The following is a 21,425-nucleotide window of genomic DNA, read 5'->3' as shown; positions in this document are numbered from 1 at the left end:
TCTAATCATCCTCTCCTAAAAAGTTGTTTTTTCCGTATATCTCATTATATTTTTCGTAAGAATTAAAGACTTTATCTACATATTCATCGGTTTCCTTGAATGGTATTTTTTTTAGCATCTTACCATCTTCACTATATCTTTCATCCTTTAGCCATTTAGACACATTTCCGCTCCCACCATTGTAAGCTGCTACCACTAACTGTAAGTTATTGTTAAATTGTTTTCTTAATTTATCTATATACCAGCACCCTATTCTTATGTTTACTTCAGGATCATATAGTAAATCATCATTGTAATTTTCTATACCGATTTCTTTAGCAGCCCACTCTCCTGTGATCGATGCTATTTGCATAAGACCTCTAGCATTCTTTATAGACTGGGCATCCTTATCAAATTTACTTTCTACCTTTATTATAGATGCGACAAATAGGGGGTCTATATTATATTCCTTAGAATATTTTTTTATATAATCTTGATACTTAATAGGATATATTGTTTTCTTAACATGATTCAGTCCATACCTTAGTCCTATAGCAATTATAGCCATTATGAGAACTGCAGCTATAACAGTCCTAAGCCTTATTGTAATAATTTTCATATATATCACCTCAGATACTACGAGATTTCTTTTAAAGCTTTTTCTATGTTTTCAATTAGAGTTTCCATATCTTTTGTGTTATCTATAATAGTATCTGCTAATTCCTTCTTTTCCTCTATAGACATTTGTGCGCTTACTCTTTTTACCGCTTCTTCATAACTTAAGTTATTTCTAATCATTAGTCTTTCTATTTCTGTTTTTTCATCACAGTATACTATCCATAGTTTATCTATACATATTCCTTTTGCTTCGAACTTATCTATAGTTTCTAATAATAATGGTACATCTAAAAATATAATGTCTTCTGAACTATAAAGTCCAATCTCCTTACTTATTTTTTCTATAATATAAGGATGAGTTATATCATTTACTTTAGCCCTTAATGTTTGACTATTAAATATCTTTTGCCCTAAATATACTCTATTTATAGTTTCATCATTATTTAAGATACTTTCTCCGAAATAATCTAATATTTTTTTATATGCTGGACTTCCAACTTCTACAATCTCTCTTGCAATCTTATCTGCGTCTATTATTTTAAATCCTTTTTCTTTTAAAATATTAGACACTGTGCTCTTGCCTGTAGCTATACCTCCCGTAAGTCCTATTACTTTCGCTTTATTTTGTTTCATACCAACTGTCACCCGTCTTCATGTCCACTTTCAATGGAACATTAAGTTTTATAGATTTCTCCATAATATTTCTTAGTAACTCTTTAACTTCCTCTATTTCATCTTTATATGCTTCTACTATGAGCTCATCATGAACCTGAAGTATTAATCTAGATTTAAGTTTTCTTTGCTTAAGCTCATAGTATACCCCAACCATAGCAACTTTAATTATATCAGCAGCACTTCCTTGTATAGGTGTATTCATAGCCATTCTTTCACCAAATGATCTTATATTAAAGTTTCTAGAACTAAGCTCCGGCAAGTATCTTCTTCTTTTTAAAATTGTTTCAACATATCCTTTTTTCTTTCCATCTTTTATTATAGAGTCCATAAATCCTTTAACATTTGTATATCTTTCAAAGTAATTATCTATATATTCTTTTGACTGTTTTCTACTTATATTTAAGTCTCTAGAAAGGCCAAAATCACTTATTCCATATATTATTCCAAAGTTAACTGCTTTAGCATTGCTTCTCATTGTTGACGTTACTTCATCAAGTGGTACATCGAATACTTCCGAGGCTGTTCTCCTATGTATATCCTCTCCAGTAAAAAACGCTTCTATAAGTTTCGGGTCATTAGATAGATGAGCCAAAACTCTTAATTCTATCTGAGAATAATCTGCATCTGCTAAAGTATAGTCTTCACTTTTAGGTATAAATACTTTCCTAATTTTCCTTCCTTCTTCAGTTCTTATAGGTATATTTTGTAGGTTAGGCTCGGTACTACTTATTCTTCCAGTAGTTGTTATAGTCTGATTAAAGCTTGAGTGAACTTTATTAGTGTTTTTATCCATTACATTTATAAGTCCATCTACATACGTACTCTTCAATTTCACTATTTGCCTATATTCTAATATCTTTTCAACTATAGGATGACTATCTATGAGTTTTTCTAGAACCTCTGCATTAGTTGAATATCCTGTTTTAGTCTTTTTTATAACTGGAAGCTCTAATTTATTGAACAGAATTTCTCCTAGCTGTTTAGGAGAGTTTATATTAAATTCTGTTTCAGAGTATTTATATATTTCTGCTGTTAAAATTTCTATTTTCTTATCAAATTCATTTCCTAATTCCTTTAAGCTTTCAAGATCAACTGTAAATCCTCTATACTCCATATCAGCTAGTACAGTAGCTAAAGGAATTTCTACGTCATAGAACAACTCTTCCATCTCTTGTTCTTTAAGAATTATTTCTATAGTAGGTCTTATATTGAATATGCTATCTACTATATTTACAAAGAATTTTGAAGTTTCTTCAATGTCCAAGTCTTTAAAGTTTTTACTTTTACCTTTTCCTAAAATATCTTCTTCACTATGAATGTCTCTTTTTAAATACTCTTTAGTTAATAGGTTTATATCATAATTACTTTGTGAAGGATTAATTAGATACTGTGCTATCATGCTATCAAAGTCAATACCTTGTAAATCTATACCGTACCTTAAAAGTATTATTATATCTTCTTTTATATTATGACTTATTTTCTTTATATCTCTGTCCTCTAATATTTCCTTAGAAATATCAAAGAAAACTTCCTTATCTATTTCCTCTAAATTAATATAATAATTATCTTTAGGATCATACTTAATTGCTAAACCCAGAACTTCTCCTGTAAGAGGATTATTTTCAAATGAAGTCTTAAATGTCAATTCTCCTGACTTTTTTATTTCACTATATACTTTTTCTACATCTTCTATTTTGTCTATTATTTTATATTCTAATTCAACTATTTCTTCACTCTTATTATCTGTATAATTGCCACCTATTTTTTCCAAGAGACTTTTAAACTCTAATTTTTGATATAGCTCACTTATCTCTTCATAATTAGGCTCTTTTATCTTCATGTCCTCTATATCTATATTTAGCGGTATAGTAGTTATTATTTCAGATAGTCTTCTACTCATAAACGCTTGATTCCTATATTCCACTAGATTTTCTTTCATCTTGCCTCTCAGACTATCTATATTTTCGTATATTCCTTCTATGGTCTTAAATTCCTTTAAAAGTTTAACTCCTGTTTTCTCTCCGATTCCTGGCACCCCAGGAATATTATCCGATTTATCACCCATTAATCCCTTTAAGTCTATAAACTGCTTAGGAGTCATCTCATATCTTTTCACAACTTCATCATAATCATATATTTCTAATTCCGTAATTCCTTTTCTAGTTAAAAGAATACTAGTTTTTTCACTTGCAAGTTGTAAATAGTCTTTATCTCCCGACACTGCAATAACGTTTAACCCTTGTTCTTCTCCCATTTTTACCAACGTTCCAGCCAAATCATCTGCCTCAAACCCATCTAACTCAAGTCTACTTATATTTAGTTTATCTAACACCTCTTTAAGTATAGGAAATTGAGTTAATAATTCATCAGGGGTTTTAGCTCTTCCAGCTTTATAGTCCGCGAACTCCTTATGTCTAAATGTTGGCCCTTTTTTATCAAATACCACACTTATGTAGTCTGGTTTATACTCATCTATAACTTTATAGAACATTGTTAAAAATCCGTATACTCCATTTGTATATATACCTTCAGCTGTAGAAAGTGGTGGTAACGCGTAGAAAGCTCTATGTAATAAACTATTTCCGTCTATTATCATTAGTTTTTTAGAACTCAAAAAATCATCTCCTTAGAATATAAGTATTTACATCCCTTTAATTACATATGTTAAGTATATATGAAAAAACATTCCGTTAAACTTACTTTCATATAATATTATAACTATATAAATACATGTTATTTACACAATTAGTCCCCTTATGTTTTTAATTTATCTTAAAGTACATTATTCTATATTGGGTAAAATAATATTGACCCTTACCCTTAAAAGCAAATGAATTATCTTTGTTTTATTATATCATACCATTTTAACTTTTTCTTCTTTTATATGTTACTCCCCTCTAATATCTTCACATTTTAAAACTAGATTCTAAAACTAGATTCTCTACTCCATTAAGAGAATTCCTAGCATTATAAGAAAATATATTTTAAGCATTTTACACTTTTTTATTGTTTATCCTCTATTTCTACTTACATAGGCTGTTTTATTATAAAAGTATTTATATAACTCAGCTCTTAATTTAAACATAAAAATAGGTAGACTATAGTTAACTCCATAATCTACCATCAATTTATCACACTCTTTATCCGAAGTTGATCATGACCTCTAATATATTTAACAATCTGACGGGAATTAAGGTTTCTTGATTTTCCTATTACTCCCACTAATGTTTTTCTTCACTTAACCCAACATCCCATAGCTTAGCATTACCAGAAATAATAATCTTAATTTCATTAGCATTATTTAAGTGTATTACCAAATTCTCTATAGCTTGATTATAAACCTCATTATACTGGACAACTATATTTCCATCCCTTATGATAATCACTTCTCCCTTGAAATCCTTACCGTCAGCAATTCCAATGGTAGAATAGAACATAACATCATTTTTGTTACTAAGATTATAGGTATAGGTTGTGCTTTCTCCATTTTCACTGCTATACAAGTTTATCTTAGGTTTTATTGTTTCACCTGCTACGGTAAAGCTTGGAATATTATCAACCAGTGGCATTCTTCCGTTTTGCTCCTCCAAGTTGTTCAGCGCCTCCCCCTTTTCCAGTGTATAAGCAATAGATTCAGACATAGCGATAACTCCAAATAGAAGCACTATAACAGACAGAGCAGAAGCAATGAGTTTTTTGAAGGTAATGGTTGGAGAAAAACCAATCCTATAAACGACATATCCTATAGCTGCACCTATTGTATTAGATATCACATCATCTACATCAAACGTGCCAAGATGAGTTAATGACTGGATCGTCTCAAGAGCTAGAATCACTAGGATAAACTTAGTGATGAATTTTCTAAAACTGATACGGTATAAGAGCGGGAATAACAAACCAAAAGGTATGAACGCAGCAATGTTTCCAAAGTCGTATATTCATGAAAAAGTCATTTTAGGAAACCTCAGAAGAACCCCAGACGGAATAAGCATAAAGATGTATCCACTTTGACCGGTAACATGTTCCAAACGATTAAAACCTAGGAACATAAAATATAATGTTAAAATCGTGTATGTAACGATTGTTGCAAAGAGCAGTTTTCGAGTTTTTACTTTCATAAAGTCTCCTTTCATCATACTTGCTTAGTGTATTTAGTTACTTGTGAATATTATCGAGATTATAGCTAGTTTTTTCATATTTTAGTTTCGATACGATTATACCATTTTTCAATTCTTTATTAAATTCTTTTTTGCAGTTTATCTTTTGCATAAATGTTTTTAAACTTATTCAATATTTTCTTTAAATTCAATTACACATTTCTCTATTAAAATATTAAGTCTAAAATACAAATTTTATTTTGAGCAAACAAAAAGACTCTGTTTAAGAGTCTTTTTGTTATATTATATACTTTCTTCTACCAATATCTGCTTTTCATATTTATATGGATGAAAAACAGATCTAGTATGTTCTCTATCACTATTAAATTCTATCGTAGCATGGTGCATGAAGTCACTTTTAATATAGTATCTTAAATCTATAAGTTTTAATACAACTTTGTCATCTTCCTCAGTTACTTCTGTATGAATAATTGAAGATGTGAACTCCTTAAAGTATAGACCTAGCTCAGTTGAATGTGCTTGTTCTATTAATCCATGATCCGTATTTTGTAAAGTCTTTATAATCTGTAGTTTATTAGTTATAAAATTTATTTTACCCACTAGTTTGTAAGTACTAGTCTCTATTACAAAATCCCATTTCAGAAAATTCATTAGGTCAGGTAATACATATACTTTGTCTGTTAATATATTTAATTTATATTTTCTTAATAAAAATCTATAAGCCTTATCTCTAGCTTTAGCTCTGAAAAGTATATAAATTGAAACTGTAGTTAACGCTATTATGATTTTTGACATTCTATCTATATCAAGAAAAACTAAAGATATTGATAGAACTGTTAATATAGGATCATAAAGCATTAATAAGTTTGCCAAATATTTTCTTTTTGTAAAAGGCATAAAGGGCCTAACTCCATATGAGTTTAGTCCATCAAAGAAAGTATGCGATAGTCCACCTAAAAATGTCCATATGAAAATTTTTGTGAACGTATATCCATCAAAGAGAAAAAACAGTCCTGCCGATATTACCAAAGATAAGAGTACTAGTGCAATAATCGAATGTGTAGGCCCTCTATGATGTTTTAAATATTTATAATCTCCCCAATATTTCATGACTATGTCTATATCAGGAGACATCGCACCTAAAATTGATCCTATAGTTATAGGATTTATAGTACTTGGTTCTCCACTTAACGTAGCTATCCCTAACCCTATAATTCCATGAGTTACTGGATCCATCTTATCACCACCATGATTATTTTTATATAATATCAACGATATTAATTATAACATATTTAAATACATTAGTAATTAAAAATAATATTTATTTTTATATATATTATTGATTTTCTTTAACTTTTGTGATAATATTTTTCTATTATAGATTGAGCCTGTGTGGCGGAATGGCAGACGCGTTCGACTCAAAATCGAATACCTTCTGGGTGTGGAGGTTCGAGTCCTCTCACAGGCACCATAATTAAATAAGCTTTTTAATGCACACACTTTGATGCTAATTTTCGAAGTGTGTTTTATTTTATGCGACTTTAAATTTTTAGCAACTTGATAGTGTTAATTCTTTATTGTATACTTAATAAAGAAGATTTTAGCATATATAGTTGTATAAAGTATTTTTATGAAAAATTTTAGAAAGCGGTGATATGTTTGGACTTTAGACAACTAGAGACATTTATACAAGTTGTAAAGTTGAAAAGTTTCTCAAAAGCAGCACAAAAATTATATCTTACTCAACCAACTATAACTAGTCATATACAAAATTTAGAGAACGAATTAGGCACTATTTTATTAAATAGATCTGGAAAATCCATATCACCTACTGGTGCTGGTGACTTATTATATAAATACGCTCTTAATATTGTAAATATGCGCAACATGGCTCAGTTTGACCTTGGCGTATATAAGGGAAGAATACAGGGTCACTTAGAGATTAGTATTAGCTCTATTCCAAGACATTATGTATTGCCAGTTTTACTAAAAGATTTTATAAACAAATATCCTGACGTTACTTTTTCAATAACAGACTATGACTCTAAGAACGTAGTTGACAGTATAATAGAAGGTGATACTGATTTTGGTATAATAGGTGCTGATTTTAATTCTCCGCATTTAGAATATATAAAGCTAATTGATGATGAGTTATGTCTTATTACTCCTAATAACAATGACTATCCTTGGGATAATTATACAGAATTAGATCCTCAATTTTTGCTCAATGAAAAGATTATTCTTAGAGAAAAGGGATCTGGTTCTAGACACTTAATTGAAACTCAATTCGAAGAAAACAATATAGATATTGAGGACTTAAAGGTTATAGCTTATATTGATGATAATGATGCTATTAAAAGGTTTGTTGAAATGGGTTTAGGAGTTAGTTTTACTTCAGAAAAATCTATTCGTCGTGAAGTTGAGATGGGACTATTGAAACCGTTTTCCATAAAAGGTTTCGAGCTCAAAAGAACTTTCTACTTCGTTTATCATAAGAAAAGACAACTATCGCCTTTAAGTAAAACTTTCAAAGACTTCGTAGTGGAATATATTGATAAATATGATTGTTTGTAATTATAATAATTATTTTTAAGGGGTTGTTACTTAACAACCCCTTAATTTATTTCTGTATATTATGCTTCTTTATAGAAAGCTTTATAGCCTTCATAAGTCATATAAATATCAGCTTTACTTGATATCTCAAAGGGTCCGTGAACACTTAATAAGCTAACTCCACAGTCAACTACTTCAGCACCATAGTTGGCTAATATATATGCGATAGTTCCTCCACCGCCTTGATCTACTTTCCCTAATTCTCCCATCTGCCAAATAATATTATTATTATTAAATATCTTTCTTATTTCACTAATATATTCTGAATTTGCATCGTTTGTAGATGACTTACCTCTTGCACCAGTGTACTTAACTAAACAAATTCCTTTTCCTAAAAACGGTGAATTTCTTTTATCTAATACATCTGGATAATTCGGGTCAAATGCTCCTACTGTATCTGCTGATAAAACTTTAGAATTTGCTAATGCTCTTTTTAGCTTAAGCTCATTATAACTTTCTTCTGTTAAGTTAATAATTTCCGCTACTGCATTCTCAAAAAATCTTGATTCCATACCTGTATTTCCTAAACTTCCAACCTCTTCTTTATCTGAAAATAATGCTACTGCTGTCCTATTAGGAGTGCTTGTATCTAGCATTGATTTTAGCGATGTATATACACAGACTCTGTCATCTTGACCGTATCCACCTATCATACTTCTATCTATACCTACATCTCTAGCTTTTCCAGCTGGCACTATTTCAAATTCTGCTGTAGTGAAATCTTGTTCCATTATTCCATATTTCTCATTTAATATATTTAGTATATTTAATTTTACTTTCTCGCTTATTTCACTATCATTATATGGTATACTTCCGAACAGTATATTTAATCCTTCACCGGTAATTCCTTCACCCATCTTTTTTTCCATTTGATCTTTCGCAAGATGTGGTAAAAGATCTGTTATAAAGAATACAGGATCTTTTTCATCTTCACCTATAGTTATATGTATTTTTTCTCCATTTGACTTTATAACTACTCCATGAAGTGATAGTGGTAAAGTTACCCATTGATACTTTTTAACACCACCGTAATAGTGAGTTTTAAGAAGTCCTAGTCCATCTTGCTCATACAGTGGAAATTGTTTTAGATCTATTCTTGGAGAGTCTACATGAGATGCTATGATATTCATACCATCTTCTATTTTTTCTTTTCCAATAATAAACATAGCTACCGATTTATCTTTATTATTTGCATATATTTTAGTGCCTGGAACCACTTTTATTTTCTTTTTAATAATACTTTCTAAACTTACATATCCATTCTCTTCTGCCATTTTTACTATATTGCTAACTACTTCTCTCTCTGTCTTTCCTTTGTCTAGAAAAATTTTATACTCTTCTCCCATATTTTTAACTATATCTAATTGACTATCTTCTAACTCTTCCCAAACATTTCTCCATTTATGAGTTAACTTCTCTTGAAGTGCCTTACCATCTGTTTTTTTTATCATCTTAAAACCTCCAATATATTATACATTCATTTGATGTATTTCTTTTCTTTCTTCATCCGTAAGAACTTTCTCTAAGTCTACAAGTAAAACTAGTCTATCATTAATTTTCCCTACTCCTGTTATAAACTTTATATCAATACCAGATACTATATCAGGAGCAGGATCTACATCATTGTCATCTATTTTTATAGTTTGTGATGCCTCATCAACTATAAATCCTACCTGATTATCATTTATATTTATAATGATTATTCTTGTATTATGATCATTATCTTTCAATTCTATGTTAAATCTTTTTTTAAGACATATAATAGGTATTACACTTCCCCTATAATTAATTATTCCATCTATAAAGCTAGGAACATTAGGTAATTTAACGGTTTCTTGATAAAGAATTATTTCACTTACGTTCATTATGTCTAGCCCATATTCTTCTTCACCTAGTTTAAATACTACATATTGTTTTTCAATCATTATAAATCCCCCTATATATTAAAAAATATATATCTTATAATTTTATTAATCTGTAAACTCTATACAGTCTAGTTGTTTTCTAAGGTTATTCTTAAAGCAATCTATATATTCTTTTCTTAACTTAGCTTGTTCTTTTTTTTCAGTTTCACTTAATCCTTCTTCTTTAGATTTCTTAGCTAAAAAGTTTATTCTTTCAATTTTTTCATTAGTTATCATTTAAATGCTTCCTTTCTATTATCTAATAATTTTCGTCCTATTAATTTAAAGAAAACAGCTTATTACGCTGCTTTCTTTATTATTATCTATTTTTACTTAATCTTTATACTACTACCTCTCTTTTGAATTTGAAAAGGAAGTATTATATCTGAGTTATCTGCGATCTCACCTTTTAGTTCTTTTATTATTCGTCTTATTGCAACTGCTCCAATATCATAGAAAGGTTCTTTTATCGTAGTTAGTGTCGGTCTAAATATAGAAGCTATTTTAATATCTCCAAATCCTGTAACTGATATTTCATCTGGAACTTTTATATCATTGTCATATAAATAGTTTAATACCCCAATAGCTAATTCATCGTAACTACAGAATATAGCTGTAACTTCTTTATTAAAGCCTATAATATCTCTTGCGACATCATAACCATCTTCTATGTCTCTATCCTTACTAAAATATATTATTTCTTCACAATCTTCATGTTCAGATATTGCTTTCTTATATCCTTCTAATTTATCCTTTTCTAAATAGAATTTATCTCCGTTGTTAGATATATATGCTATATCCTTATGCCCTAAACCAATTAGATAATTCGTCATTTCATATGATGCTTCAAAGTTATCTATCTTTACCGTAGGATAGTCTTGATAGTAGAATCGATTTAGGTATACAAAAGGTATTCTTAATTGCTTAGTTTTTTCATGTAATTCATTATTTAATGTGTTTGATATTAATATTATACCTTCTACTTGCTTAGTATTTAGTAAACGCAGGTATTTTAGTTCCGCTTCTTTATCTCCAAACGTACTACATAGTAATATATCATAATCATACATTTTTCCGACTTCCTCAATACCTCTTACCATTTCTGCAACGTATGAGTCTCCTAAATCTGTAACTATTACACCTATTAAATAAGATTTTTTAGTAACTAGCGATCTAGCTACTTCATTAGGCTTATATTCTAGTTCTTCAATAACTTCTAAAACTCTTTTTCTTATCTCTGAACTTACTGGCTTTGAGTCATTTATTACCCTAGATACTGTAGATATAGATACTCCAGCCTTTTTAGCAACGTCTTTTATTGTAGCTGCCACTTAATACTCCTCCCTTATGTAAATATACTAAAACTACTCGGTAATACCTCTAATGCTATTGGTAGTTCTCCACCATACTCTCCGTCTATATCAAATTGTGCTTTATTACTAGAGCTTATTTTAAGCTTTTTGGTTTTGAAGTATACGACATTAGGATTATTTATATGGTCACCTTTTAATAGGCTTATAAATATAGAAACGATGTCTAGTATTTCACATTTTTTTATTATAATACAGTCAAGTAGTCCGTCCTCAACTTGTGCTTTTGGTGCTAATTTTTTGAATCCTCCTATAGATGAGCTATTAGTTACTAAAAATAAAAAGACATCATCTTGTGAGTTATACTCTTCACTTTTTATAGAAACATTTAATGCATTTAACATTTGTTTTGGTACTTCTCTTAGTCCTGCTATATAATAAGCAGATCTTCCTAGTACAGTCTTAGCCTCTACAGGAACTTGATGTGCCACATTACTCAAAAGTCCACCAGCTAATACATTAACAAAGTATTTATCATTTACTTTTCCTAAATCTACATCTATTATATTTTCTCTCATAATCATATTCGCAAATTCTTTAGCACTTCTAGGTAGATTCATAAACGTAGCGAAGTCATTCACTGTACCTGCAGCAAGTATAGCTACGGGAATTTTTCTTTTTCCTTTGACTATTCCTGTTGCCACTTCATTTATTGTACCATCGCCACCACAAGCTATTAAAATATCCCAATCTTCTTCACAGCATTTTATTGTTTCATTCATAGCATCATTTTTGCCTCGGGTAGCGAATTTACCTACTATATATCCATTGTTCATTAAAATATTGCATATTGTATTTATTCTTTTCTGTATGGTTTGTCTGCCTGCTGAAGGATTGTATATTACCTTTACTTTCTTCATATAAGCCATTTCTACCTACCCTTTCTTAGTTAAATAATAAATTGGGTCTCACTTTATATTAGTATACTATTAACTTACATTAAAATCAAAGTAAAATAAATTTGTCCCATAATATAGTTTACTATATTATGGGACAAATTATTAATATATTGAATACTTATTTTATTTTTTTGGCAGGTGTATACATTTATCAAATGTATCTGCAGCTGCTTCCATAAGACATTCTGAGTAAGTTGGGTGTGCATGAACCATTTCTGCTAATTTTTCTGCAGTAACTCCTGCTTGTATTAATGCAGCAGCTTCGTTTATCATCTCAGCAGCATTAACTCCAACTATATGAACTCCTAGTATTTCACCATTATCATTATTAGTTACAACTTTTACAAATCCTTCTCTTTCTCCAGATGCTAATGCTCTACCATTGCTTCCGAATGGGAATTTACCTACTCCTACGTTAGAGTATTTTTCTCTTGCTTCTTTTTCTTGAAGTCCAACTGTTGATACTTCTGGTATTGTATATATACATGATGGAGTTTTTGATCCGTCGTAAACTTCATCTCCACCTAATGCATTTACAGCTGCTACTTCTGCCATTTTAGATGCTGAGTGAGCAAGCATTAATGTTGCGTTTACATCTCCAGGAGCATAGATTCCTTCTACACTTGTCTCCATCTTTTCATTTACAACTATAGCACCTCTGTTTGTTTCAAGTTCGATTTCTCCAATTCCCTCTAGGTTAGGTGATCTTCCTATAGCCATTAGTACTAAGTCTGCTTCAACAGGGTCTTTTCCTTCTAAGTGAAGTAATACACTGTCACCTTTATCTTCTATTTCTACTAATTTAGAAGATGTAAGCATTTTTATACCACTTTTCTTAAATGCTTTCATTAATTCATCACTTAACTCTTCATCTACCATGTTTAGTAGTTTTTCTTGTGAATGAACTATACTTACTTCTACTCCATAAGCATTAAATACTGTAGCTATTTCCGTACCTATAACTCCTCCACCAACTACTGCAAGTCTTTTTGGAAGTTCTTGAAGATCTAGTATTTCATCACTAGTAAGTACTTTAGAATTGTCTATTCCTTTTATAGGAATTCTAGCCACGTTTGATCCTCCAGCTAGTATTATCTTTTTAGTTTCTAATACTTCACCGCTATCTACAGCTACTTTTTTATCTTTAGTAATTGTTCCAATTCCCTTAAATACATCTATATCATAAGTTTTTAAAAGTAAACCTATTCCACCAGTAAGCTTTTTCACAACTCTGTTTTTATATGATACTATTTTTTTCATGTCTAATTCAAAAGAAGAATCACCTAGCTTAACTCCTCTACTTTTTAACTCTGCAAGTCCATGTATTAATTCTGCATTTTTAACATAAGTTTTTGTAGGTATACATCCTCTATTTAAGCATGTACCACCAAATTCATCTTTTTCTACTATAGCAACTTTCCCACCAAGTTGTGCAGCTTTTATAGCTCCTACATATCCCGCTGGTCCTCCACCTATAACTACAACATCATAAATTCCTTGAGTCATGTGTTCTTCCTCCTAGTATTCTATTTTTTATATTAAAATATATTTATAACTTTACAATTAAATACATAATTTAACCTATATTCTAGATTATAGCTTTGTATATTTGCATAAGTTTTATGGTTGGTATTTCCTTATGTAAATAAGTATCAACAGGCTAACTCTTGCGAACTACAAGCTGTTTATATTGTAACATATTTTATAATAAAGTCAACTATATAACAGCCTGTCCTATATTTATAAATATAAAAACGTGTCTTGTTTTTAAGACACGCTCTTTATTTATTTAGATCCTTGTGATTCATGCTTTTTTAAAAGATCTTGTAGTTTAGTTGCTTGCATTCCTGATTCTTCTGCAAACTCTTTAAAAGCTAATGCTACTTCTGTATCTCTTATCTTTTTTGAATGCTTTTCATAGTCTCTTACCATTTCTTGTGAGTCTAATATTTTTTTCTTTAATACATCTACTGTATTTAAGTTCATTCTAAACCCTCCTATTCTTAGATAAAGTTATTGGATTTCATATCAGTAATATTTTCTCTTAAAAAAATTTTTTTATGTAATATTTTCGAAAGTTTTTATTTTTTAAGTTCTATTCTACTTCATCCTACAGAATCTTTACTTATTACTATTACTTTAGTAAAATTAAATATATAAAGCTTCTTTTAATTATTGAAATAGGGGTGTTTAAATGTATGATTTTCATGTTCACAGTAACTTTTCTGGTGACTGTGAGTATAGTATGGAAGAAATGGTTAAAGGTGCAATTAAAAATAATATAAAAATGATGTCTTTTACTGATCATATGGATCATGATTACGGTAATTGTGAAGTTGACTTTATATTTGAAGTAGAAGATTATTTAAAACATTTTAATAAAGTTAAAGATAGTTTCAAAAATGATATAGAACTTTTAACTGGTGTTGAAATAGGTATGCAGCCTCATCTAGTTACAAAAATATATGATTTAATGCCTTTAGATGTTTTTGACTTTATAATAATGTCTATTCATACAGCTAAGGGTAGTGAGCTTCACGAAGGAGATTTTTATAAGAATAAGTCTGCTTCTAAAGCATATGCGGATTATTATGAAGACCTTTACACTTGTGTTAGCAATTTCGATAACTTTGATATAGTTGGTCATGTAAATATAATAGATAGATATACAAATTTTTTAAAAAATCCTGAAATTGAATTTAATGAGTACAAAGATTTATTAATAGAAGTTCTGAAAAAAATTATTTCTAAAGATAAAGGTATTGAAGTAAATACTTCTGGTATAAGATATGGGCTAGGTGCTTTTCATCCTAATGTTGAAATTCTGAAGCTATATAAACAACTTGGTGGAGAAATTATTACTTTTGGTTCAGATTCTCATACTCCTAAAGACCTAGGCTTCATGTATGCAGATGTATTAAATCTCTTAAGAGATTTAGACTTTAAATATATAACTACATTTAAAGAAAGAAAACACAACTTTATAAAAATATAATTATTTATATATTAAAGAACACCCAATACTCGCTATATTATTAGGGTGTTCTTTAATATATAAACTTATATCTCTTAAGCTTAAAATTATTTATTATTTATAATATCTTTATTTTTGTTTAAATGTTTTTCTAATATTTTAAAAGCAGATTCTTCTACCTCTTCATTTATTAACTCATTTATTTTATCTTCTATATCTGATTCTACATTTATTGTTTTTGGTTTATATAGTTTTGCTATTTTATCTGATGCTCTAACTATTTCTATCATTTGTATCTGTCTTTCATTATAATTTTTCTCTCTATATTTTTCACCTTTATGAAATCTAACCATTAGTCTTATTAGCTCTTTTTCTTCTTTATTGTTAATTTCAAAAAAGTTATTTATATTACTCTCTACATATTCAGCACCAATCTTATTATGATTATCTCCAGTATGTTTTTTTATATCATGAAGTAGAGCCCCAGCTATTATTAACTCCTTGTCTCTACCAGTAATATTAATATCATCTGCTATTTCTATTGATATGTCTTTTACTATTTTAGAATGTTTTAATAACTCATTCAGCTTGCTTGGTTCTATTTCTTCCTGATTTTGTTTTCGGACTTCTTCTAATAATTTTTTTCTATATTGTTATTTATATCTTCTTTTTTAACACATGCAGATAGCGTCAACATTAACACAACAGTTATTATAGTTAAAGTTCATTTCATAGGTAATTCATCTCCTTCTTAAAAAGATGATATCCTTTCCTCATACATTATTCAACTACTTACATATACTTATAGTTTATTTTTTATATTACTTATTTATCATTTGAACTACCATTTTTTTATCATACCCACATCTATCACATTGAAATATATGAATACATTCATCATGAGCTACTCCATCTACCAGTTGAGTTATGTCCCTAGATAGATAAGGACTATAACTATCTAAATAATCTACTAGCGGACCATTATCTTTCATCTTCTCTACACATCTCAAACACTTCATTTTTCTATCTACTAGTCCATTACATAGTGGACATATTAAATTCATTAAATCTACTCCTAACCAATTATTTTTATTTATCTTTTATGTATTTTCTATACTTATCTTATGTATCTTTGAGAATTTTATCCGTTAGTATTCAACAAAAAAGGATGAGCATTCAGTTGAATACTCATCCTTTTTATCGTATTATTTTTTTTGAGAAACTTCATATCTTTCAAGTAAATTATATGCAAGCATAGTAAGTATCATTATTCCTACACCTTTTACTCTATATGTGTACTTAATATTTCTATTATCTAATATATCATATTCTTCATGATTAAAGTCACCAAATGACTTATATTTACCGTCTTCTTGTAATTCTCTTATTGCGCCTCCATCCATGAACACCTCTACAGACTCTGGTAGATCTGATGCTGATACTAATCCTTTTATATCCATAGCTGAAACTATTGCTTGTGGCTCAAATTTAAATAGCTCTTCCTTTATTTTATTACTATCGTCAGTATCTAGATTTAATACTTCTACACCTTCATTTTTTAATAATGGCACTATAGGCTCTCCTATAGTTATATTTGTACCTAAAACTGCAACTTTTCTTCCTTCTAGTTTATATCCTATTTTCTCAAATATTTTCATTATTCCTAATGCCGTACAAGGAGGCGCTCCTCCTTCATTAAATCCATCAACATCTTTTGAAGGTAATATAGCTTTTACTATTTTTTCTTCGTCTATTTCCTTATTAGGAAGTGGTAACTGTACTAATATTCCGTGTACAGAGTCATCACTATTTAATTTTTCAATTAGATCAAGTAATTCTTTTTCTGTAGTTTGCTCTGGAAGTACATAACTTTGATATCCCGCTCCCATTTCTCTCATAATAATTCCTTTACTCTCTACATACTTAACACTTGCTGGGTCATCACCTACTAGTATTATAGCTAGTGTAGGCTTATTTTCTAACTTCATCATTTTTTCCTTTAATTCGGCTCTTATATCATCTGATATTTTCTGAACATCAATTCTACCCATATTTATCGACTTCCTCCTCATTTTTATATTATTTATTTTATGATTAAGCAAACTTTTAAGAAAACGTTTATTTCATAGACTCAACTTAAAAATTTGTTATTAAAGCTCATTTATTTAAAGTGTGTGTGTATTAAATAATATATAGGAATTGCTGTGGACTGGATTAACAGATATTCATATATTAAGTGTGTATTATATATTATAATCTATATTTTTTAATTTTCAAGGTTTGATATTTTGTTAACTTTTCTATTTGTAGCTTATATTCTACCTTATTTTGGCTTAAATATTTCTCACTTTTTCATCTATACACTATTCTATACGTTCTACTTTAGTCCCTATTTCTGTGTTCGATATTATTCCTTTGTTAGTATATACTTTTATCTTCCATATATATAAAATTTATTTACTTTTATTGGTATACTTTTACAGCATTTTTATCTTCTTTGAAAATTATTTAACAATACTATATTTCTTTTGCTTATTACTAAATAATATCATTTTTATTATATAGCTTAAATATTCTTATATGAGAGGTGATTAATTTATGAGTAAAAGAGATCTTCTATATGGTACCCTTATATTAACTATAGTTAATTTTTTATCTAGAATTATGGGCTTTGTATATAAGATAGCTATTTCTAAGCATATTGGTGCAGAAGGAGTCGGGCTTTTCCAAATGATAAGTCCAGTATTAATGTTTACTATCACTATTACAACCGCTGGTATTCCTATAGCTATTTCTCGGTTAGTTTCTGTTCATGCATCTAATGGCCGTAGTATAAAAAAGATTTTGAGAATTTCATTTCTTCTTAATTTAGTTTTATCCGTTATATTAAGCTTAATAATTTTTATATTTGCTGAAACCATAAGTCATAGTATTCTTAAAAATAAAGATATTTATCTATCTGTTTTATTTCTTATTCCATCAATTATAATAATATCTTTAGGTAGTATTTTTAGAGGTTACTTTTATGGAATAAAAAAAGTATTGCCATCTGGAATTGCTCAACTTATTGAACAATTTTCTAAGATAGCATTTGTGCTATATATTCTTACTAAGATTACCGCTGTAACTCCTAAAGTAGGTGTGATAATTTGCGTAATAGGAATAGCTGTGGGTGAACTTTTAGGATTCTTATGGATGATTATAAGTTATAAATTTACTTCATCTAAAGAGACACCGGTTAAGAAAGCTAGTTTATCATATTCAACTATCTTTTATGACATTTTTAAAATTTCACTTCCTATAACTTTATCTAGAATGTTAAGTGTTCTTCTACAACTTTTAAATTCAATATTAATTCCACAAAGACTTGTATTAGCAGGTTATACTTATAAACAGTCTATAGCTATATTCGGGAAATCTGTTGGAATGACTTTACCACTAATATATTTACCTTTTATGGTTACTTCCCCTTTAGTCGTAAACATTATCCCTATGTTATCTGAACTCGTTGCACTAAAAAAATATAGAGAAGTAAGGGAAAATATATATATAGCTTTAAGAATTACTTTTATATTGTCTATTCCAATGACTATATTTTTTGCTTTTTTCGGAGAACCTATAGGATTATTCTTATATGGTGATAAAGAGGTTGGAACTTACTTATCTGTTATTGGATATGGAACTATTTTTATGTCCTTGCAGCATATTCTTTCAGGTATCTTACAAGGAATAGGAAAAGAACGTATATCAACAATAAACAACCTAGTCGGAAATGTGTTCCAAGTTATATGTGCTTATTTCTTGTTAGCAAAACCAGGCTTTGGTATAAACGGTTTCTTTTTAAGCTTTATTCTTTCTGCGCTTATTACAACTTTACTAGATTATATGGTAGTTTGTAAAAGTACGAATATAAAAATCAACTTAATTTCTTATATGATAAAACCTCTTGTAGCTGCTATTTTTGCTTTACTTACTACTAAATTGTCATATAATTATATAGGTTTCTTACCTTGTATATTTGTCGGTATGTTTACGTACATTTTCACATTGTTTATAATTAAAGGCATTCCTAAATCTATATTTAAGTTAATATTTAGAATAAAAAAATCCTAGATTTTAAAATCTAGGATTTTTTTATTCCCGCAATGCCGTGAGCCCTTGCTAATTCACACCCGCATATCTCTGCAGGTGGGTGTCCTGCTAATATCTTTTGATTTCCTATTATAATTAGGCATATCATCCAATATTAAACTCAGACTCCCATATTAACTCTGTAGGTTGAATTACCATAAGCCCTCGAACATCTCAGGAGTTTCTTCTGAATTCATTATACTATAAGTCTTACATATTTGTAAATTACATTTTGCTCCATTATAAGGTGTTATATCGATTTATTTAATATTAGTTAACGTATGATAACGTTTTCTTATATTTTTACACCTTGACAAGCATTTTCGAACATTTCGTTTAGCTCATCTTCATTTAAAGTCTCTTTTTCTAGCAATTTACTCGTTACATTCTCTAATAATATTTCATTTTCTTTTAAAGTTTTTAAGGTTCTATCATAAAGTTCTTTTATTATTACTTTAGTTCTTTCTATGATATAACTATTACTTCCTAAGTTCGACCCTAAAACAACTTCATAATTTAATAATCCAATTTCTTCATCCATTCCAAACTTACCTACCATGGACATAGCCATATCTGTAGTTTTTTGTAAGTCGTTTAAAGCTCCTGTAGTTATATCGTCTTTTCCAAATTTTATTTCCTCTGCAGCCCTTCCACCTAATGCTACCATTATATTATTCTCTATATCTTTCTTAGTATGATACATTTTATCTTGTGGTATATTCATACTAAATCCACCAATTCCTTTGGTACTTGGGATAATGCTTATTTTAGTAACTCTATTTTTTGGTGAAGTTAACTTAGTCATTAACGCATGTCCAACTTCATGGTACGCAGTTATTTTCTTTTCTTCTAAAGATATACTGCTTCTATCCTTCTTTTCTTCTCCTGCTATAACTGTATAAAATGCTCTATCTATATGATTCATATTTATTTCAGTATCATTATGCTTTGCCGCCAACATTGCAGATTCATTCATAAGACTTTCCAACTTAGCACCACTAAAGTAAACTGTTTGGTATGCTATTTGTCTAAAGTCAACATTTTCAGAAACTGGTTTATCTTTGCTATGAAGCTCTAAAATTTTATGTCTTGCATTTATATCTGGAAGTCCTATTTCTATTTGTCTATCAAATCTACCTGGTCTTAAAAGCGCTTCATCTAGTGTATCTATTCTGTTAGTAGCTGCCATTACTATTATTCCTTCATTTCCTTTAAATCCTGACATCTCTGTTAATAATGCATTTAAAGTTCTATCCCCTTCATCAGAACCTCCTGAAGGTCCATCTTTTCTCTTTTTACCTAAAGCATCTATCTCATCTATAAATATTACACACTTCCCTTTTTGTCTAGCTTTCTTAAATAAATTTCTAATTCTACTTGCCCCAAGCCCTGTATAAACTTCCACAAAGTCTGATCCTGTTACTGCAAAAAATGGTACTTCTGCTTCACCAGCTAGTGCTTTTGCAAGTAATGTTTTTCCAGTTCCCGGAGGTCCATATAGTAATACACCTCTAGGCATTCTAGCTCCGTATCTTTCATATTTATCTGGATTTTTTATAAAGTCTACTAGCTCTTTAACACTATCCTTAGCTTCTTCATTTCCAGCTATGTCATCAAACTTAAGCTTTCCTGTTGTTCCCTCACTGCTTTCTATGTCTGACATCTGAGACATTTCTTTTTCAGCTTGTTTAGATGTATTTTTTCTAGTAGCATATAGTATTCCTGATATTCCAGCTAAAGTAACTATCAATATAACTGTGTTATTTAATATAGAATTGTCATTAGGCTCTATTACTTTCACATTAGACATTAAAAGTTTTTCCTTGAATCCCTCTGTTCTTGGGTTATCCGTTTTGAAGTATTTACCATCTTTAAGTTTTCCTTTTACTTTAGATCCTTCACTTAAAGAAACTTCTTCTACATTTTCCTTTTTAATTTCACTTAAAAACTTTTTGTATGTTATATCTGAATATTTTGATTGATTAGTCTTATAGAAATATATAGAAGAGCTTATGATAACCCCTAGTATTATTACACATGCTATAACTTTTTTACTGATTTTCATATTACTCCCCCAATCTATCGGTTTACATAATGTCTTTTTCTATTATAACATCTTTTTATAATTTTGTGTTCATATAAGA

General features: G+C 29.3%; 19 protein-coding genes, 1 tRNA gene, 1 other RNA gene and 1 pseudogene. 4 read left to right on the top strand and 18 right to left on the bottom strand.

Features of this window, described 5'->3' with window-relative positions; translation table 11 throughout:
- Position 1 precedes the first annotated feature (1 nt).
- From CURI_RS05005 to CURI_RS04985, 6 genes and pseudogenes are all read right to left on the bottom strand, one after another.
- Positions 2-598, bottom strand: coding sequence for a lytic transglycosylase domain-containing protein (locus tag CURI_RS05005; RefSeq protein WP_014967143.1), 597 nt, complete (start codon positions 596-598; stop codon positions 2-4).
- Positions 599-615: 17 nt separating this feature from the next.
- The gene (coaE, locus tag CURI_RS05000) at positions 616-1,230 is read right to left on the bottom strand and encodes a dephospho-CoA kinase (protein ID WP_014967142.1); all 615 of its coding nucleotides are present in this window, start codon (positions 1,228-1,230) and stop codon (positions 616-618) included.
- Positions 1,217-3,886 carry a DNA polymerase I gene (polA, locus tag CURI_RS04995; protein ID WP_014967141.1) on the bottom strand — a complete coding sequence of 890 codons (2,670 nt, stop codon included), beginning with the start codon at positions 3,884-3,886 and terminating at the stop codon, positions 1,217-1,219. Before polA ends, coaE begins: the two co-directional genes overlap by 14 nt.
- 607 nt (positions 3,887-4,493) lie before the next feature.
- A complete protein-coding gene (locus tag CURI_RS16070; RefSeq protein ID WP_228370456.1) occupies positions 4,494-4,862 on the bottom strand; it encodes a hypothetical protein in 369 nt (122 codons plus the stop codon).
- Between the two features lie 144 nt (positions 4,863-5,006).
- Positions 5,007-5,192, bottom strand: a pseudogene (locus tag CURI_RS16520) (VanZ family protein); the annotation flags it as partial.
- 480 nt (positions 5,193-5,672) lie between these two features.
- The gene (locus tag CURI_RS04985; RefSeq protein WP_014967139.1) at positions 5,673-6,626 is read right to left on the bottom strand and encodes a metal-dependent hydrolase; all 954 of its coding nucleotides are present in this window, start codon (positions 6,624-6,626) and stop codon (positions 5,673-5,675) included.
- A gap of 150 nt (positions 6,627-6,776) precedes the next feature.
- Here CURI_RS04985 and CURI_RS04980 point away from each other — a divergent pair.
- Both CURI_RS04980 and CURI_RS04975 read left to right on the top strand, forming a co-directional pair.
- Positions 6,777-6,861 (top strand) — tRNA-Leu (locus tag CURI_RS04980).
- Positions 6,862-7,049: 188 nt separating this feature from the next.
- Positions 7,050-7,964, top strand: a complete 915-nt coding sequence (locus CURI_RS04975) for a selenium metabolism-associated LysR family transcriptional regulator (RefSeq protein WP_014967138.1) — start codon at positions 7,050-7,052, stop codon at positions 7,962-7,964.
- 59 nt (positions 7,965-8,023) lie between these two features.
- Here CURI_RS04975 and CURI_RS04970 read toward each other — a convergent pair whose 3' ends face one another.
- From CURI_RS04970 to CURI_RS04945, 7 genes are all read right to left on the bottom strand, one after another.
- On the bottom strand, positions 8,024-9,454 hold the full coding sequence (locus tag CURI_RS04970; protein ID WP_014967137.1) for an aminopeptidase: 1,431 nt from the start codon (positions 9,452-9,454) through the stop codon (positions 8,024-8,026).
- Positions 9,455-9,472: 18 nt separating this feature from the next.
- The gene (locus CURI_RS04965) at positions 9,473-9,928 is read right to left on the bottom strand and encodes a chemotaxis protein CheW (RefSeq protein ID WP_014967136.1); all 456 of its coding nucleotides are present in this window, start codon (positions 9,926-9,928) and stop codon (positions 9,473-9,475) included.
- A gap of 45 nt (positions 9,929-9,973) precedes the next feature.
- Positions 9,974-10,144 carry a DUF896 domain-containing protein gene (locus tag CURI_RS15280; protein WP_014967135.1) on the bottom strand — a complete coding sequence of 57 codons (171 nt, stop codon included), beginning with the start codon at positions 10,142-10,144 and terminating at the stop codon, positions 9,974-9,976.
- A gap of 92 nt (positions 10,145-10,236) precedes the next feature.
- Positions 10,237-11,238, bottom strand: coding sequence for a LacI family DNA-binding transcriptional regulator (locus tag CURI_RS04960; RefSeq protein ID WP_014967134.1), 1,002 nt, complete (start codon positions 11,236-11,238; stop codon positions 10,237-10,239).
- 14 nt (positions 11,239-11,252) lie between these two features.
- Positions 11,253-12,146: a diacylglycerol/lipid kinase family protein gene (locus tag CURI_RS04955; protein ID WP_014967133.1), complete on the bottom strand. Its 894-nt coding sequence runs from the start codon at positions 12,144-12,146 to the stop codon at positions 11,253-11,255.
- A 153-nt stretch (positions 12,147-12,299) separates the two neighbouring features.
- On the bottom strand, positions 12,300-13,682 hold the full coding sequence (gene lpdA, locus CURI_RS04950) for a dihydrolipoyl dehydrogenase (RefSeq protein ID WP_014967132.1): 1,383 nt from the start codon (positions 13,680-13,682) through the stop codon (positions 12,300-12,302).
- A 279-nt stretch (positions 13,683-13,961) separates the two neighbouring features.
- A complete protein-coding gene (locus CURI_RS04945) occupies positions 13,962-14,162 on the bottom strand; it encodes a hypothetical protein (RefSeq protein WP_014967131.1) in 201 nt (66 codons plus the stop codon).
- A gap of 208 nt (positions 14,163-14,370) precedes the next feature.
- Here CURI_RS04945 and CURI_RS04940 point away from each other — a divergent pair, with 208 nt between their 5' ends.
- Positions 14,371-15,171, top strand: coding sequence for a histidinol-phosphatase HisJ family protein (locus tag CURI_RS04940; RefSeq protein WP_014967130.1), 801 nt, complete (start codon positions 14,371-14,373; stop codon positions 15,169-15,171).
- Between the two features lie 86 nt (positions 15,172-15,257).
- Here CURI_RS04940 and CURI_RS15275 read toward each other — a convergent pair whose 3' ends face one another.
- From CURI_RS15275 to CURI_RS14965, 3 genes are all read right to left on the bottom strand, one after another.
- Entirely contained in the window at positions 15,258-15,737 is a 480-nt protein-coding gene (locus tag CURI_RS15275) for an HD domain-containing protein (protein ID WP_228370477.1), read from the bottom strand.
- Positions 15,738-15,971: 234 nt separating this feature from the next.
- Positions 15,972-16,214, bottom strand: coding sequence for a hypothetical protein (locus CURI_RS04930; RefSeq protein ID WP_014967128.1), 243 nt, complete (start codon positions 16,212-16,214; stop codon positions 15,972-15,974).
- Between the two features lie 141 nt (positions 16,215-16,355).
- Positions 16,356-17,201 (bottom strand): bifunctional 5,10-methylenetetrahydrofolate dehydrogenase/5,10-methenyltetrahydrofolate cyclohydrolase, encoded by an 846-nt coding sequence (locus CURI_RS14965; protein ID WP_014967127.1) that lies wholly within the window; start codon positions 17,199-17,201, stop codon positions 16,356-16,358.
- Between the two features lie 547 nt (positions 17,202-17,748).
- On the opposite strand from CURI_RS14965, the gene CURI_RS04920 reads away from it, so the two are divergent.
- Complete coding sequence (locus CURI_RS04920) at positions 17,749-19,263, top strand: putative polysaccharide biosynthesis protein (protein ID WP_014967126.1); 1,515 nt, start codon at positions 17,749-17,751, stop codon at positions 19,261-19,263.
- Between the two features lie 20 nt (positions 19,264-19,283).
- Here CURI_RS04920 and ssrS read toward each other — a convergent pair.
- Both ssrS and ftsH read right to left on the bottom strand, forming a co-directional pair.
- A non-coding RNA gene (gene ssrS, locus CURI_RS15270) (6S RNA) lies at positions 19,284-19,465 on the bottom strand.
- Positions 19,466-19,576: 111 nt separating this feature from the next.
- Complete coding sequence (gene ftsH / locus CURI_RS04915; RefSeq protein ID WP_014967125.1) at positions 19,577-21,346, bottom strand: ATP-dependent zinc metalloprotease FtsH; 1,770 nt, start codon at positions 21,344-21,346, stop codon at positions 19,577-19,579.
- Positions 21,347-21,425 lie beyond the last annotated feature (79 nt).

Origin of the sequence: Gottschalkia acidurici 9a (assembly GCF_000299355.1) — a bacterium.
Taxonomy (GTDB): domain Bacteria; phylum Bacillota; class Clostridia; order Tissierellales; family Gottschalkiaceae; genus Gottschalkia; species Gottschalkia acidurici.
This window is presented reverse-complemented; position numbering and strand designations above follow the sequence as displayed.

Coding starts and splice junctions, on each gene's coding strand:
- CURI_RS05005 (WP_014967143.1), bottom strand. CDS start 598: ATGAAAATTATTACAATAAGGCTTAGGACTGTTATAGCTGCAGTTCTC.
- coaE (WP_014967142.1), bottom strand. CDS start 1,230: ATGAAACAAAATAAAGCGAAAGTAATAGGACTTACGGGAGGTATAGCT.
- CURI_RS04985 (WP_014967139.1), bottom strand. CDS start 6,626: ATGGATCCAGTAACTCATGGAATTATAGGGTTAGGGATAGCTACGTTA.
- CURI_RS04970 (WP_014967137.1), bottom strand. CDS start 9,454: ATGATAAAAAAAACAGATGGTAAGGCACTTCAAGAGAAGTTAACTCAT.
- CURI_RS04965 (WP_014967136.1), bottom strand. CDS start 9,928: ATGATTGAAAAACAATATGTAGTATTTAAACTAGGTGAAGAAGAATAT.
- CURI_RS15280 (WP_014967135.1), bottom strand. CDS start 10,144: ATGATAACTAATGAAAAAATTGAAAGAATAAACTTTTTAGCTAAGAAA.
- CURI_RS04955 (WP_014967133.1), bottom strand. CDS start 12,146: ATGGCTTATATGAAGAAAGTAAAGGTAATATACAATCCTTCAGCAGGC.
- lpdA (WP_014967132.1), bottom strand. CDS start 13,682: ATGACTCAAGGAATTTATGATGTTGTAGTTATAGGTGGAGGACCAGCG.
- CURI_RS04945 (WP_014967131.1), bottom strand. CDS start 14,162: ATGAACTTAAATACAGTAGATGTATTAAAGAAAAAAATATTAGACTCA.
- CURI_RS04940 (WP_014967130.1), top strand. CDS start 14,371: ATGTATGATTTTCATGTTCACAGTAACTTTTCTGGTGACTGTGAGTAT.
- CURI_RS04930 (WP_014967128.1), bottom strand. CDS start 16,214: ATGAATTTAATATGTCCACTATGTAATGGACTAGTAGATAGAAAAATG.
- CURI_RS14965 (WP_014967127.1), bottom strand. CDS start 17,201: ATGGGTAGAATTGATGTTCAGAAAATATCAGATGATATAAGAGCCGAA.
- CURI_RS04920 (WP_014967126.1), top strand. CDS start 17,749: ATGAGTAAAAGAGATCTTCTATATGGTACCCTTATATTAACTATAGTT.
- ftsH (WP_014967125.1), bottom strand. CDS start 21,346: ATGAAAATCAGTAAAAAAGTTATAGCATGTGTAATAATACTAGGGGTT.